This window comes from Lutispora sp. (assembly GCF_041687175.1).
GTDB lineage: Bacteria > Bacillota > Clostridia > Lutisporales > Lutisporaceae > Lutispora.
Genome location: NZ_JAWLCK010000063.1, coordinates 1 through 16,015, shown reverse-complemented (window position 1 = coordinate 16,015; position 16,015 = coordinate 1). Strand labels below are relative to the sequence as shown.

Sequence of the window (16,015 nt, the reverse complement as noted above, 5' to 3'; positions counted from 1 at the left end):
TCTTCTTCCGTCATCGGCACTAGGACAGATTTCTGACCCATAATAACATTAATCACAGCAACAGCCTCCACATAATAATAATAAATTGGAACAAATACAGCGTAGAATAGTCATGAAAAGTATCCTCATTGTTAATATACTCTAAATGATAACTTATTTCAACTAATGAAAATGCTGTATTGTCCAATTCATTATTAAATCAACCCCAGAAATCTCTTCCCTTTTTCTATATCCTCCAGAACTCTTTCTGGTGAAGGCCCTCCTATCGTATTTCTTCTGATTACGCAATTCTCCATTTTTATATACTCATAAATATCTGGCTGAAATGCGGAATTGAACTCCTTGAATTCTTCCAGGCTTAGATCCTCCAAAGCCTTCCTGTTCTTAATGCAATAGTTTACCATGTTGCCTATGACTTCATGGGCATCTCTGAATGCTACACCTTTTCCCACCAGATAATCCGCTGCATCAGTAGCATTCAAAAAACCTTCCTTTAGCTTTTCTCGGATCCTCTCCTTGTTGTAAGTTATAGTATCAAACATCGGAATAAACACATTTATACAACTTTTAACAGTATCTGCCGCGTCAAAGGCTGCCTCCTTATCCTCCTGCATATCTTTGTTATATGCCATGGGAAGAGCCTTCATAATGGTCAAAATAGCCATAAGATCACCATAGACCCTTCCTGTCTTGCCTCTTATAAGCTCAGCTACATCAGGATTTTTCTTTTGGGGCATAATGCTGCTTCCTGTGGCCATGGAATCATCCAGTTCAATGTACCCAAATTCATGGCTGTTCCAAAGCACCAATTCTTCACAGAACCTACTGAGATGCATCATGACTATGGAGCAGCAACCTATAAATTCTATGACGAAATCTCTATCTGCCACAGCATCCATGGAGTTTTGACTTATGCTTTCAAATTTCAGTTCCCTAGCCACCATCTCCCTGTCTAAATCATAGGTAGTGCCTGCCAGGGCACCGCTTCCCAAGGGCATTATATCTGTTCTTCTGTAGCAATCGTAGAATCTTTCCATGTCTCGGCAGAACATGTGAAAGTATGCCATGATATGATGTGCCAGGGTTATAGGTTGAGCTTTCTGCATATGAGTATATCCTGGCATTATAAGCTCCAGGTTTTCTTCCGCTTTTTTCAATAATATAATGCAAAGCTCCCTAATTAGATGAATTATTTCATTCATTTCTTCCTTCAGATAAATCCTGAAATCCAATGCTACCTGATCATTCCTGCTTCTCCCTGTATGAAGCTTTTTACCTGCATCCCCAATCTTTTGTATAAGGAGACTCTCGATATTCATATGAATATCTTCTGCCTCCTCTTTAAATTCAACTTTTCCTGTTTCTATATCTTCAAGTATTTCCAATAAGCCATCAATAATCAAATCCGCATCTTCCTGGGGAATTATTCCTTTAGAGCCTAGCATTCTAGCATGAGCAATGCTGCCCTTTATATCCTGCTTATACATTCTCCAGTCAAATTTGATGGAATTCTGAAAAGCGTCCACCAACTGACTTGTATTTTTTTCAAATCTTCCACCCCATAGCTTCATATTGCCTTCTTGCCCGATGTTCCGAGCATTTCCTCCATGTTCTTTTTGTTCATCAATGCTCTAACAGTTATAGGTAAGCCAAATAAATTTATAAATCCTTCCGCATCTTTTTGATTATATACATCATCCTCACCAAATGTTGCAAAATCCTTATTGTATAAGGAATAAGGCGATTTTGACCCCACATTGGTACAGGATCCTTTATAGAGTTTCAGCTTAACAACTCCCGTAACGTATTCCTGAGTAGAATCAACAAAGGCATCCATAGCCTCTCTGAGAGGCGTAAACCAAAGCCCATCATATACCAATTGAGCATATTTCTGAGCTACCATATCCTTAAACTGCATTGTATTTCTGTCCAATGTCAAATATTCCAGCTCTTTATGAGCCTTATAGAGCAGTGTTCCGCCTGGAGTTTCATATATTCCCCTGGATTTCATGCCAACAAGCCTGTTTTCTACCATGTCTATAATTCCAATACCGTTTTCTCCACCAATCTTGTTTAGCTTTTCCAATAAGGATACAGAATCATAGTAAACACCATTTATGGATACTGGAATTCCCTTTTTAAAGCCTATTTCCACATAGGTAGGTTTGTCAGGTGCCTTCTCAGGTGGTGTAGTCATCATATACATGTCTTCAGGATGCTCATTCCATGTATCCTCAAGATTTCCACCTTCATGGCTCAGATGCCATATGTTTTTATCTCTGCTATAGGGTTTTTCCTTGGTAACAGGTATGGGTATTCCCTTCTTCTGGGCATAATCTATGGCATCCTCCCTGGATTTTATATCCCATATTCTCCAAGGTGCAATTATTTTAATATCAGGTCTCATGGATTTAATCGAAAGCTCAAAACGAACTTGATCATTTCCTTTACCTGTGCAACCATGAGCTATATAATTAGCTCCTTCCTTTTCAGCTACTTCAACAAGTTTTTTTGCTATCAGCGGCCTTGCAAAGGATGTGCCTAACAGATATTTTCCTTCATAAACCGCCCCTGCTTTGAGTGTAGGAAAAATATATTCCTCTATAAATTCTTTTTTTACATCCTCCACATATACCTTTGATGCTCCGCTCATTATGGCCTTTTCTCTTATAGCTTTAGGATCATCGCCTTGCCCTACATCTACGCAACAAGCAATAACATCCAAATCATAATTCTCTTTTAACCATGGTATGATAACCGAAGTATCCAGCCCACCCGAATAAGCTAGAACCACTTTTTCTTTCAATGATTTCATAATATCTACTCCCCATTTAAAATAATTAATAATAATTATAATAATATAAGTATATTTATGCAAGTACAAATTATAATTTTTTTATAATATTTATACATATGCATTTGCATCTAATATATTTTGTATTACAATCAAATTTATGCCTATTTTATCAATGTTTCTGATATTTATTTGACAATATATTGATTGATAGCGTATATATACTCATTTATCTGACTTTTCTTAATTCCAATGCATGTATACTTATGAATTAACAATACTTATCACTTGACAAATTCTCTTGTTTGGCATATTCTTTGTATATACAATACTTTCCCGGAGGCGCATTATGGTTGAAATTACTAAGATATTAAAAGAGCGTGGTTTCAAAGTTACACCTCAGAGGTTGGCTGTATTTAATGTATTAAAAAATACTAAGGAGCATCCTTGTGCAGAAACTATATACAATAAGCTTCTACCAATGTACCCTACAATGAGTTTAGCCACTGTATACAAATCCTTAGAAGTATTTAAAAGTATTGGGATAATACAAGAACTGGATCTTGGAGAAGGAAGCTCCAGATATGATGCCAACACTAAGCAACATCCTCACATCCATTGTTTAAGTTGTGGCAGAGTAGAGGATGTAGATAATGACATGATATATGATTTATTGGATAATGTTAAGGCAAGGACAGGATATAATTTAATTAAACAGCAACTTTATTTTTACGGTTATTGTCCGGATTGCCAGAAAACTCACTAGCAAAAACCCGATTGGATTCATGATTCCAATCGGGTCTTTTTATTCAATACTTTATCATTGTAACAAGGATTGATCCACCGCAATTCTAATAGCCTTCAATAGTTTGTTGATCACATAGGAGGATCTCTCCATATCTTCTGAGCTCATAATTTCCTGAGTTTTTATTATTTTATTGATGACCTCTGCAGTTTCTTTTTCCAATTCTCTGTTCTCTGCTAGGTATTCTTGTGGGAATTCCAATATCTTAATCTCATGTATTTTATTCTTCTTAATGGTTACTTCCACCTGAATATTACCTTTATCCGTCTTTTCGTTACCTATGTACTTTCCATCCTTGTATTGCATATATATGAAGGTGTTGGATGAAGTCGTAGGTTCTCCCCTTTTTTTCATAAGGTTTGTTACTCCTATAATGGCTAGTATAAGGACGACAATAATCAGTACATAGATTATTAATCTTCTTCTGGTCAACAATATGATTTTATGTTTAATAATAATCCCTCCCATCTAACTCTATCTCTTATATAAATTATTATGGAAGGGACCAATATATGCCTTATTTTATATTAATTTTACTATAGGAGTTAGGCTACTGAATTTGTCCATTTACCACAGCGGTCTCCCCACATGGCAACTACTTTTCCATCCATCTGGACTTTTATTACTTCACAAGAATTATCACAGCCTCCGCATATAAAGCTGGTGGGAGTGAATTCCAGATCCGCACATTCAAATCCTCTGAAGCTTGTAGTTTTCCCAGTCCTTTCAATATGCTCTTTAGCCAGTATTGCAGCTCCCACAGCACCCATAACATTATAGTTCTTTGGAACGATTACTTCATGATTCAACTCTCTCTCAAAGGCAGCAACTATACCTTTATTGGCAGCCACTCCTCCTTGAAATACATAAGGAGGTTCTAATTTTTTACCCCTTCCCAAGTTGTTGATATAATTCCTCACCAGGGCTTCACATAATCCATTAATTATCTCCGCCTTAGAAAAGCCATACTGCTGCTTTGCTATCATATCAGATTCTGCAAACACTGTACACCGCCCTGCAATACGAACATTTTTCTTTGCTGTAAGAGCAAGATCTCCAAACTCTTCAATAGGTATGCCCAATCTTTCTGCCTGATGTTCCAGGAAAGAACCTGTTCCCGCAGCGCATACAGTGTTCATAGCAAAGTCCGTAACCATTCCATCCTTAAGAAAAATAATCTTGGAATCCTGACCGCCTATTTCAAATATGGTTCTGGTCCCTGGTACCAGGCTTATGGTTGCTGTAGCATGAGCTGTTATCTCATTTTTTATTACATCTGCACCTACCATTATGCCAGTAAGCTGTCTGCCGCTTCCTGTAGTACCTATGGCAAGAACTTCAATATCCTCATTAAATTCTTCTTTCAGGCCTCTTAATCCTTCTCTTGCTGCTTCAATGGGCTGTCCATTAGTTCTCAGGTACTGAGTTGAAAGTATATTTCCCTCTACATCTAAAGCAACTACATCGGTACTGACTGAACCTACATCAATACCTATAAATACTTTATTCATATGCTTCCTCCATCATGCAGTTTTTGTCCTTTTAATATTTCTAATAAGATCCATGAAAGCCTCAAGTCTGGTAAGTATATTGGCAGCTCCTGTTTGCTCATCAATAGATAGAGTAATAACAGGAATATTATGCTCTTTGCTTATGGTGGGTATTATACTCTGACTTACCAACTCCGGTAAGCAGGCAAAGGGCATTAAATGCACAACTCCGTCAAAGCCTCTTTCAGCATAATCCACTATATGTCCCACAGTTTGCTTAGCGTGGCCTCCGATGATTTCCTCTATGTATTTCTCACCTTTTTTCAATATGGAAAGCTCATGCTCTTTAGCTGCAGCCCCAGGCTTTAGATTAAAATCAATCCATTGTGAAAGATACTGGGATCGCTCCACCTCCGCACCCAGACTGCCCAGGGTTTCTTCTATCCTTAGATTGATAGATTGCTCCATGACCACATAGATTTCTCCCACAATGCCTATTCTTATCCTATCTTTTTCGGGTACATCTACGAGTTTGATCTCATCAAGAAGCCTATTGCTTTCCATCTCTGCCTTCTCAATATCACTTATATTTTTTACATGATCAAACAAATCTTTAATTGTTTCCCATGCCTTTGTACATTCACCTTTATTGACTTCATAGGCTCTCATTTTTTCTATTCTCTGTTCTATTCTGTCCAGGGCTTTAGCCATAGCATATACTACCTTGATGGCTTTCCACACAACTATCCAAGGCTTGCGGTTTTTTACCCTCAACACCTTATTAATTGTTCCCACAATGTCTCTCTTATAATCATCAAATACTATAATATCTACATCATAGCCCATATTTTTTAATATTTTTTTATGGGTTTCTCCATAGAATCCTGCCCTGCATGGGCCATGTCCACCTGAAGTAATAAGGGTCTCAGCTCCCATTTCTACTGCTTCTATATAGCTGCCCAGAACAACTTTCAGGGGAAAACAGGCAAATTCCGGGCTATATTTAACTCCCAGATCAATAGTTCTTTGAGTAGGCTCAGGAGGTTCTATGACATCATGTCCTAAAAGCTCAAGAAGCTTCTTATATATTACTGTGGTTCCCATGTAGGGAAAAGCTACTTTCATTGATTATGCCTCCTTTAAAGCCTTTACCTTTTTTCTATAAATCATATCAATAAATGCCTCTATTCGAGTCTGAAGATGATTCTCACCGGTGTGTTCATCTACTCTGATGGTCATAAAAGGCTTTCCATATTCAACGGAGTCTATCTCCATCAATTTACCTATCAATGAGTCAGGGCCGCAGCCAAAGGCTGTAACATGTATTATGCCGTCAATGATCTCATCCTTAAGAAATCTATATCCTGCAGCAAGAAGTTTATTGGAAAATGTCCAAAAAAGCCTCTTTTTCATGTTGTCCAACTCTCTATCCAGCATATCCTCATCCATCATTTCAAAGGTCAAAACTCTGACTCCCATCTCCCTTAACCTGTCCACAATTCCCATGCTTACAAATTCATCATAGATATCATACACATATCCCATCAATCCAATTGTAACTATGTAATCCTTCGTCTCTATCTCAGGCTTTTCTCCTGTTTCTACATAATTTATGGCTTCCAGAGCTGTATAACCTTCCTTGGATATGTCTCTAAACTCCTTCCAAACCTTCCTGCCTTCTTTTAATGCTTCTTTTATCTGTTTGTGGGACACTCCCAAGGCTTCTGCCAAATCTAAGTACAGCTCCTCATCTGAAATATCATCAGTTAATGATGATATTTTTGGAAATAACACTTTGCCTTTGGCTCCTGGAAGACTGTATCTCACCATATCAGGAAGTCCCATGAATTTTGGGCAAAAAAATTCGCCTTTTCTAATACTCATCATTCTGGGTATAAACATATAATCTACCCCAGATTCCAATAGCTCTAAAGCGTGGCCATTCAATATCTTGATTGGAACGCATATTTCAGGCACAGAAGCCTTTATTCCTTTATCAATCAAATCTTTAGTAGTTTTTCCTGAAGTGATGACCTCACATCCCAAATGTTCAAAGAATGTTTTCCACAGAGGGTGATAATAATAGTACAATAACGCTCTCGGAATACCTATCTTCAAATTCTTAACCCCCTTTAATGCATTGCAATAACATTAGCTATACGATATATCAATTCTAAACTTTAGCCAATAAAACTACAAACTTCAATTAGGGCTGATATGAGGTAAAATATAATGGATTAGTCTGAATTAAATTAATGGCATTTGATTTGCTTTACCAATTTATTAAAAGCTTCATCAATCTCCGAATTTTCACACTATTATAGATTATATGAAAGGGCTAAAAAATATGATGCTTTAGCCCTCTATTATTTCCTTCACTTGACGTGCTATTCTGACTCCCAAAAGAGAACAAAGTACTGCAGAAAACATATCTGTAGGTATAAAAATCAAAGCTCCTGTCCAGATTGCCTTTGCTAATGTTATTGATTTGCCAATATAAAAATTAAGTATTAGATACATATAAGATACCCCTATGGTATAAACCACTGCCAAGCCTAAGAACATGGAAAGCAAAACACTTGTAAATGTTATATTCCCTTTCATTCTTTCTACCGCTTTTCCAATTATATAGGCTGCGACTATGAAGCCTATAAGATATCCGAAGGTAGGTGATACAATATAGCCTATTCCCCCACCCTTGGTGAATACAGGCAAACCTATCAATCCCAAAACGACATAAACTGCCATGCTGATGCTGCCTAATTTAGCTCCCAGCAGCATACCGGATAATGCCACAAACATCCACTGTAAAGTGAAAGGTACTATAGGTGATGGTATTGTAATCTTAGAACCTATTGTTATTAAAGCTGTGAAGAGGGATACTAAAGTTATTTCTTTTGTTGTTAATTTCATGTTAATCATCCTTTCTATTGTTAACCTATTGTAGCTTTTTGGTTTACAATACAAGGATAAACTTTAACTCCTCCTTTGTCAATATTTATGTTTAAGCTTCTCTGCTTCGTTGCCTATGATAGACAATCCTTCCCAGATTTCATCTATATTTGTAGCAGCAAAGCTCATCCTCATATAGCCTTGACCCTTCTCATCATTGAAATAAAATGTTCCTGGAGAAAAAATCACCTTCTTTTCCCTGCAGTTTTCATAAAGCTCTTGTGAATTAACTTCATCTGGAAGGTTAATCCATAGATTTAAGCCTCCCTTGGGTTCGAAAAACTTTGCTCCTCTAATGGTCTTCTTTATTGCCCTCACCATTTCCAAATATCTTACACTGAATTCTTTTCTCAGGTATGTGACATGCTTTTCAAGTATGCCCTTTTCGATATACTTACATAGTATCCTCTGCATAAGACCTGATGTAGAGATATCAGAAGCTATCTTCGCATCAGCTGCCTTTCTCCTTATATCCTCAGGAATTGCCATGTAAGCTAAACGAAAACCTGGCATGAAAATTTTCGAGAAGCTCTTCAGATAGATGACTCTGTCATTATTGTCATAGGCTTTTATAGGTAAAAGCTTAGAATCTGTATAGTTTAAATCTCCCGAATAATCGTCCTCTAAAATTCTAAAATCATACTTTTTTGCAAGCAGGAGCATATACTTTTTCTTCCTTACAGAGTATATGCTTCCTGTAGGGTTATGAAAATTAGGCATGGCATAGAATAAAACCGGCTTAAACAGCCTAACCAACCTTTCCAATTCCTTTATGCCAGGACCATCATCATTAAGAGGTACCTCGACCAGTTTGGCACCTCGTGATTTAAAGGCTGCCAAAGCTCCGCTGTATGTAGGCAGCTCTACAAATACACAGTCTCCGCTTTTTACCAACGCCTTTGCAATTATATCTATTCCCTGCTGTGCTCCCGATACAACATATATATCTTCAGCACAGCAGTTTATGCCATATTCTCTTGCATAATCAACCAGAGCATTTCTTAATGGAGTATAGCCCACACTCCTTTGATACATGAAGGCTCTGGCACCATCTTCCTCCAGAACCTCATTCATGACCTGCCGAAAATCCTTAACAGAAAATAGTTTGGGATCAGGAGCCGATATTGAAAAATCTATATAATCATCATCATATTCATTCTCCATATCCAGTTCTCCAGGTTCGAAATACATAGGCTGCTCAGAATTCAGCAGCAAATCTTCCCCTCTGGATATTACAAAGGTTCCACTGCCCTGCCTTTTGTATACAAATCTATCCTTCTCCAGCATATTATATGCGGTAACTACTGTTATAGTATTTACTCCTAACGCACTGGATAAAGATCTTATGGAAGGCAGCTTGCTTTCACCTTTTAATGCACCGCTTGTTATGAGATTTCTAATTTGCTCATATATTTGAAAGTATGCAGGCTCTTCTTTATTTTTATCTATTCTCAAATCTAAAACCATATTATTACCTTCTTTAAACGACACTGCATTATAACTGTATCGATACAATTTTATCACAAATAAAGAACATTTTAAATCCTTTCTGTATGTTATATTGCAACAAAATACAGCATTATTCGCTAATGCTGTTTTCTTCTAACGATACATCCTTTTTCTTCACGGGCCTTTGCAACACCACAATACCTATAACCACCAGAGCGCCTCCTAAAAGCTGGGGCATACTCATTCTGTCTCCAAGAATTAAGGCACTCATCAATACAGTAACTATAGGCTCTATGGTACTCACAATTGCTGCATGTGAAGCTCCTATTCTCTTTATTCCCTCAAAAAAGAATAATATGGCTATGACTGTAGAAAAAACCGCCATAAAAAATCCATATATAAAGACTGGTAGATTTATCTTTACAAAGGAATTGGTAATAAATCCAAATGCAATTGTAACAACAGCACAAGATGAAGCAACATATGTGGCTGCAACTATGGGATCTAGCCCTGTTACTAACTTACCGCTTGCAATAATATATCCGGAATATAAAAACGCAGCCAAAACAGCCAGAAGTACTCCTCGGATATCTATACTGCCAAGGCTAAAACCTACTATAAATATAATGCCTAGTACTGATAAAATCAAAGCAATAGCTTTGTTGATGTTTATCTCTTCTTTAAAGATAACATAGGATAAAACGCATACAATAATGGGATTTGTATAAAACAGCAAAGCTACCAGAGGAGCAGAAATATAATTCAATGCAGAAAAATAACCTCCAGTAGTCGATACATAACCTAAAGCTCCCATCATGAATAATTGGATTATTTTAGTTTTTCCGAGTTTATATTGCTTCTGCTTTAAGAGCACAATAATCCACATTATTGCCGCTGCGGATAAGAATCTTATAGATATTAGAGTAACCCCATTGCCGCCATTCCTATAAGCTAATGATGCAAATATTGGCAAAAACCCAAAGCAGGCAGCAGATATAGCAGTTAGCAGAATCCCCATTTTTTTATCCATTATATAAACCCCTAACCATCATATAATTATCTTAATTATATCATGGTTTTACAATCCATAGAAATATATTGTCTATTATTCAATTTCATGAATTGACAGGGTTCTTGTATGGAGAGTGTGGCTCCACTCTTTATTATTTTTCATTATTACACCCTGTACGGATATGGGAATCCAAGTCAGGCAATATAGAACATATGTGGGATAATATAAAAACAGCTTATAGCTGAATTTGCCATCCAGAAACAATCCTAAGGGTATCAGCAGAAATTGCATCAGCCCAAATGCTTTGAAGAAATTGGGGAACATGATGCTGGTGATTATAAGCATCTCATTATCAAATACAAAGGCATTGAGTACAGGTATTAAAAGCATCAATCCACCCATTATTATCATGTAGGGTTGGAGCGTATAAAGGGCACAATCAAACAGGCCAAGATTCCTGTCTTTAACCGACTTGACCATGAGCTTAACAAAATATCTGGAGCATACATCTGCAAAGCCTTGCATCCACCTTCTCCTTTGTCTCCAGGATTGGGCCATGGTAAGAGGTTTTTCATCATAAACCACTGCATTATGAGCCCATCCAACTCTTATGCCGTTAAGCATAAGCTTCATTGTAAATTCCAAGTCCTCTACCAGACAGGTAGCTTCCCAGCCTATCCTTTTCAGTATATCTGTGTCGACACAAAAACCTGTGCCTCCTATTTGACAGCTTAGACCTAAATACTCCCTTGCACATTGGAATAATCTATTGGCAGACCAGAATGCAATGGAATAGCTGCAGGTAATCCAGGAGTCCTCAGGGTTTTTGCTGTCTATGTAGCCCTGAAGAACCTTATGACCTTCACATAGCTTATTATTCATTTCTTTCAGAAAATCCTTTGATACCAGATTGTCAGCATCGAATATAACTGTCGCATCATAATCAGCATCTTTTCTATATAATACTTCTCTGAAAGCCCATTGCAGCGCAAAACCCTTTCCTCTTTTCTCCTCGTTATATCTTAACAGTACATTGGCTCCACCTTCTGCCGCTATTTTTGCAGTGTTATCGGTACAATTATCGGCTATGACAAAAACATCATAGCAGTCTTTGGGATAGTTTAAATGTCTTAAGTTTTCTACTATATTTCCTATTACCTTTTCCTCATTGTGGGCAGGTATGAATATGGCGAATTTCTTCAAAGGCAAATAATTCCTTGAGGGTTTCTTATTAAACTTTTCTACAATACCGTATATTGATGTTGAAAAGTAATATAATCCGTATAATAGAGCTAGAATCTGCACTATGACAAACACAAAATGCAGTATGTCTTTAAACATTTCTAAGCAAGCCTCCTATTTTTGTCTTTTTAAACCAGAATATATATTAGCACCTGGAGGAAAATTATTAAACTCCAGAAAAAATACTATATATATATTTCCGGTTTATTTGACGATTTTATGGCTACTTTTTCTTCTTTTTATTTAGCCGTTTTAGTTCTTTCTCTGCCAATCTAACTTTATCATTCTTCACATTCTCATTATATTATTCCACTTTTTTGGATATTTAATATTTGATTATAAGTAACTTAAAAGAAAAATATGGTAAAATTGTATTAGGCTTATATATTTGAAAACAAGTGTCCCAAAACACCCCCTTTATTTCGTTATATAGGTAAAAGACAAATGGGGGTGATTCCATTGATTTGAGAGTTATTTGAATATATATGAGTAATAAGTTTAAGGAGGTATTACCTATGAGAAAGAGATTAGTATTACTTATGCTTACAATGACGATTTCATTTTTATCGAGCGCTGCTATCTTTGCTGATGAAACAGAATCAACTTCCGCTATACAAGAAATTGTGCCTAATATAGCAATTTCATCAGATATAATTTCCCCCGATTATATGTTTGACACTGTTATAGATAGAATAGTCACTAAATATAAAGTTTGGAAGATATCAGGTGAGCGTGACATTATATCAAGCAAAACATATTACAAAGAGCTTAGATTTCAAAATAACTATGAACTTGATTATATTGAAACCTACGCTATGGATGAAGCAGAAACAGAGTTTTATAGAATAGAGAACTGGTATGAAGTTTATCATTATATAACTTGGTAACTGAAACAGTTAATGTTCATAAAATAAAATAATGATGGGATAACACAATGTTATAGCGTAAATATTGTGTTATTCTATTATTTCTGGAGGAACATATGAAAAAAATACATTCTTACATTTTTATCTCTTTTTCATTTATTATTATAATTTCGTCTATTATCTTTTCCGTATATAGTATAATGACTCATATTGCTAATTACACCTTTAAAAATGAATATTATATTAGTACCTTAATTTACCAGAACTATAAAAACATTAAGCATATATCAATTGGCAAACAGAAAGCGTACAAAAACTCCATTTACACTGTCTATAGCTTTAAAGATAGAAGGCTACAAAATCCCATCCTGAATCAATATAATACTGGAATCTGTAGTATTATAACTAATAACAAAGTTCAAAGCATAGGAAATAATGCTTTCACAACATATGAAAGTAAAGATGATGAAGAGTATGTTATTAGAGCAAAGAATGCTTTCACTCAGATTGGCTTTTATGATAGCAACACAGATCGTTGTGTTATAGGCGGACGTGTTTTTGATAAAAGGATTAAAAAGATTGAAATTCAATTCATAAATGGAGAAGTAAAGCAACCTCCAATAAATGAAGAAGGCTATTTTATATTGATATATGATCAAGATAAATTTTTAAAAGAAAAAGGTAGCTTCTATATATATACAGATGTTATCAGCAGTATCACTTCATATGACATAAATGATAAACCATTAAGAGCCATCAAATATAAACACAATATAAAGTAGTTCTTACCCTGATAGAAAAAAATTGTTAAGAAAAAAGGCTGCTCATATTAGAAAAGGTACTCACAACAAACAGCTATAGAGCAAAATTATATAGCTCAACAAAACAAGTGTCCCATAACACCCACTCCATTTCGTTATATAGGTAAAAGGCAAATGGAGGTGATTCCATTGGTATAGCGAAAATTACACATAAGAAAATTATATAAAATATATAAAGGGAGGTTTTTCAAATGAAAAAAGTAATTAGCATTTTACTATCAGTTATAATTGTTATGTCATCGTTTGGGATTGCATTTGCAGAGGAGATAGCTCCAACAGCTATAGTTCTTAATGAAAATGGCATAGAAGCTGCTTCTATAGTAGAACCTGGAGAATTGCAATTTCTGGGATTAGGCTATATCACAGGCAATGGAGTTCGTTTGAGAAGTGGTCCTGGTACTAATTATCCATCTTTAGGTTCCTTGTATAAGTATGATGATGTTGCAGTTTATAATGATACGACAAGAAATACGCCTTTCCTTTATGTTTACGTAGAATCCGGACAAAATGAGGGAAAGGAAGGTTGGGTTCATGAAAACTATATATCTATAACAAATCCAGCTAGAATTTTAGACGCTAAATAATTAATAATAATTAAGGGAGGATAAGCATATATGGCTATAAATAAAAGAAGCAAAATAATTATATGGTGTAGTATAAGCATTGCCATTATTTCCGCAGTTATCGGCTTTACATATGCTACATCCATCACTAATGCAGATACAGAATCTAGTATAATAAATTACGATTTAGAAAGTAAAAGTAAATATCAAGCTATTGTTGATAATGAAGTTGAACTTATACCAAAAGACTCTATTGAGTCCATACTCTTTATGGATATAAATACTGGTGAAATCTTAGCTGGTTATGGTGATGTTTATAAGGAGTTTGAGCCGGGTTCAATATTTAAAATATTAACATTTGCAATGTCTCTAAAAGAAAACTCCGTTAAACCTAAAGATATGTATGATTGTAAAGGGCGTCTAAATGTTGACGGGAAAATATTTTATTGCTGGAACTTTAAAGGACATGGAAAACAGACCTTATTACAGGGAATCGAATCTAAATGTAATATTGCAGCAATAGAAGCAGCATTAAAAATTGGAAAAGAAAAATTCTACGAAAACTTGGAGCTATTTGGGCTAAGAAACCATGATTCTGGTATAGAATTAAATAATCTAAATCTTGCTGCTACCTCTATAGGTAAAGGATTTACTATTACACCATTACAGATGGCTTCTTCTATATCTGCTTTACTAAATGAAGGAACATTGTACAAACCCTTTCTTGATGAAAGCTTAAAGAATATAGTAAAGATTAAAATTAATAATAATAAACAACTTGCCTTAAAGCAAGTTGCATCAAAAGATGTAACCAATGCCATTGTGTCTGCTCTGAAGGATATATCTATTGACGGTAAAATAAGCGGAATTGGTGGGGTTAGTGATATGACATCAGATAAAAAATATATTACCTCATATGTTGCAACTAACATAGAAGATGATCCTAAAATAGTTGGTGTCATTGTTATGAATGTAGAATTTAAAGATAAAGACTTAGCAGAAGAAGCAATGAAAAAAATTATAATAAAATGTCTTGAAAATAATCCTAACCACTTGCATTAAATATTCACTGCAATTAGCCCTTAAATTCCTCTAAGCCTTAAGCCTTACCATCTAAAATGGCTAGGAGGTGTAGTTAATGAAAAGAAAGGTTAATATTTTTATAATATCTGGAATTTTTATTATTACTGCCATTTCAATATCTAACGCAGTCAGCAATTATGAAATGATACCTCTGGATAAATCGAAGGTCTTAGAATTAGGGCAAATTATGAAAGAATATATGAGCATGGATAATAAAGAAGTTGTTGCTAAAGCAAATGGTATAGAAATTTACAAAGATGAAGTTGAAATGTATAAAAAACTCTATAATATGGACGGAACAATAAAAGATTCAGATAGTTATGCAGATGTCATCAGAAGGAGAGCCAAAATAAAAGTATTATACGAAATGGCTAAAGATAATGGATTATCCATTTCAATTGAGGAAGCTAAAGCACTATCTTTGAAAGAAAAAGAAATTTATGATCAAGAACTCGAAGAAGAAGGAAAAACTTTCATGAAAGATTATATCAAAGCATTGGGCTTGACAGAAGAACAATACTGGTCAGATTTTCGTCCTAGTCAGATTCAGCTATACTATGCTATCGAAAATCTAAAAAATAGCTTTATTAAAGAAGGTATCGAATTAGGGATATTGCCTGAAGTTAAAAAAACTGAAAATAAAATCATTACGAATCCGGATGTAAATAGAAGATATAGAGAATATTGGGAAAGTAGAGTAAAGGATATTGAAGAAAACATAGAAATTGAAATAATAAATCCACATTATCAATAAAGAACTAAGTATATTAAGAGAGACAAGAAAAAATGCTTATATCCTTTGGGGCAGGTACGATTTTTTAACCGCACCTGCCCCTTTATTTATTAATTGATTTATTATACAGACTTTTTGGGATTAACACATAAGTAAGCCTCCTATTTCTGTCTTTTTAAACCAGAATATATATTAGCACCTGGAG

16 protein-coding genes are annotated in these 16,015 nt (G+C 35.3%); 6 read left to right on the top strand and 10 right to left on the bottom strand.

Features of this window, described 5'->3' with window-relative positions:
• Positions 1-194: 194 nt before the first annotated feature.
• Together argH and ACESM9_RS09825 are read right to left on the bottom strand one after the other, a co-directional pair.
• Positions 195-1,571, bottom strand: a complete 1,377-nt coding sequence (gene argH, locus ACESM9_RS09830) for an argininosuccinate lyase (protein WP_372997773.1) — start codon at positions 1,569-1,571, stop codon at positions 195-197.
• A complete protein-coding gene (locus ACESM9_RS09825) occupies positions 1,568-2,815 on the bottom strand; it encodes an argininosuccinate synthase (protein WP_372997771.1) in 1,248 nt (415 codons plus the stop codon). The genes argH and ACESM9_RS09825 overlap by 4 nt, the downstream gene beginning before the upstream one ends.
• Before the next feature lie 328 nt (positions 2,816-3,143).
• Between ACESM9_RS09825 and ACESM9_RS09820 the strand changes: the two genes are divergently transcribed.
• Complete coding sequence (locus tag ACESM9_RS09820; RefSeq protein ID WP_372997769.1) at positions 3,144-3,560, top strand: Fur family transcriptional regulator; 417 nt, start codon at positions 3,144-3,146, stop codon at positions 3,558-3,560.
• Positions 3,561-3,614: 54 nt separating this feature from the next.
• On the opposite strand, the gene ACESM9_RS09815 is transcribed toward ACESM9_RS09820, so the two are convergent.
• The 8 genes from ACESM9_RS09815 to ACESM9_RS09780 all read right to left on the bottom strand — a co-directional run bounded on the left by ACESM9_RS09815 (position 3,615) and on the right by ACESM9_RS09780 (position 11,843).
• Positions 3,615-3,953, bottom strand: a complete 339-nt coding sequence (locus ACESM9_RS09815) for a hypothetical protein (RefSeq protein ID WP_372997767.1) — start codon at positions 3,951-3,953, stop codon at positions 3,615-3,617.
• Positions 3,954-4,144: 191 nt separating this feature from the next.
• Positions 4,145-5,110 carry an acyl-CoA dehydratase activase gene (locus tag ACESM9_RS09810; RefSeq protein WP_372997765.1) on the bottom strand — a complete coding sequence of 322 codons (966 nt, stop codon included), beginning with the start codon at positions 5,108-5,110 and terminating at the stop codon, positions 4,145-4,147.
• 12 nt (positions 5,111-5,122) lie between these two features.
• The gene (locus ACESM9_RS09805) at positions 5,123-6,214 is read right to left on the bottom strand and encodes a 2-hydroxyacyl-CoA dehydratase (protein ID WP_372997763.1); all 1,092 of its coding nucleotides are present in this window, start codon (positions 6,212-6,214) and stop codon (positions 5,123-5,125) included.
• A gap of 3 nt (positions 6,215-6,217) precedes the next feature.
• Entirely contained in the window at positions 6,218-7,207 is a 990-nt protein-coding gene (locus tag ACESM9_RS09800; RefSeq protein ID WP_372997761.1) for an acyl-CoA dehydratase activase-related protein, read from the bottom strand.
• Between the two features lie 237 nt (positions 7,208-7,444).
• Positions 7,445-8,002, bottom strand: coding sequence for a biotin transporter BioY (locus ACESM9_RS09795; protein ID WP_372997759.1), 558 nt, complete (start codon positions 8,000-8,002; stop codon positions 7,445-7,447).
• Positions 8,003-8,080: 78 nt separating this feature from the next.
• Positions 8,081-9,508 (bottom strand): PLP-dependent aminotransferase family protein, encoded by a 1,428-nt coding sequence (locus tag ACESM9_RS09790; protein WP_372997757.1) that lies wholly within the window; start codon positions 9,506-9,508, stop codon positions 8,081-8,083.
• Between the two features lie 112 nt (positions 9,509-9,620).
• On the bottom strand, positions 9,621-10,520 hold the full coding sequence (locus ACESM9_RS09785; RefSeq protein WP_372997755.1) for a DMT family transporter: 900 nt from the start codon (positions 10,518-10,520) through the stop codon (positions 9,621-9,623).
• Positions 10,521-10,595: 75 nt separating this feature from the next.
• Positions 10,596-11,843: a glycosyltransferase family 2 protein gene (locus tag ACESM9_RS09780; RefSeq protein ID WP_372997753.1), complete on the bottom strand. Its 1,248-nt coding sequence runs from the start codon at positions 11,841-11,843 to the stop codon at positions 10,596-10,598.
• Between the two features lie 416 nt (positions 11,844-12,259).
• Between ACESM9_RS09780 and ACESM9_RS09775 the strand changes: the two genes are divergently transcribed.
• The 5 genes from ACESM9_RS09775 to ACESM9_RS09755 all read left to right on the top strand — a co-directional run bounded on the left by ACESM9_RS09775 (position 12,260) and on the right by ACESM9_RS09755 (position 15,831).
• On the top strand, positions 12,260-12,631 hold the full coding sequence (locus ACESM9_RS09775; RefSeq protein ID WP_372997751.1) for a hypothetical protein: 372 nt from the start codon (positions 12,260-12,262) through the stop codon (positions 12,629-12,631).
• A gap of 95 nt (positions 12,632-12,726) precedes the next feature.
• Positions 12,727-13,392 (top strand): hypothetical protein, encoded by a 666-nt coding sequence (locus ACESM9_RS09770; protein WP_372997749.1) that lies wholly within the window; start codon positions 12,727-12,729, stop codon positions 13,390-13,392.
• A 230-nt stretch (positions 13,393-13,622) separates the two neighbouring features.
• Positions 13,623-14,015, top strand: a complete 393-nt coding sequence (locus ACESM9_RS09765; protein WP_372997747.1) for an SH3 domain-containing protein — start codon at positions 13,623-13,625, stop codon at positions 14,013-14,015.
• Positions 14,016-14,045: 30 nt separating this feature from the next.
• A complete protein-coding gene (locus ACESM9_RS09760; protein ID WP_372997745.1) occupies positions 14,046-15,056 on the top strand; it encodes a penicillin-binding transpeptidase domain-containing protein in 1,011 nt (336 codons plus the stop codon).
• A gap of 76 nt (positions 15,057-15,132) precedes the next feature.
• Entirely contained in the window at positions 15,133-15,831 is a 699-nt protein-coding gene (locus ACESM9_RS09755) for a hypothetical protein (protein ID WP_372997743.1), read from the top strand.
• Positions 15,832-16,015 lie beyond the last annotated feature (184 nt).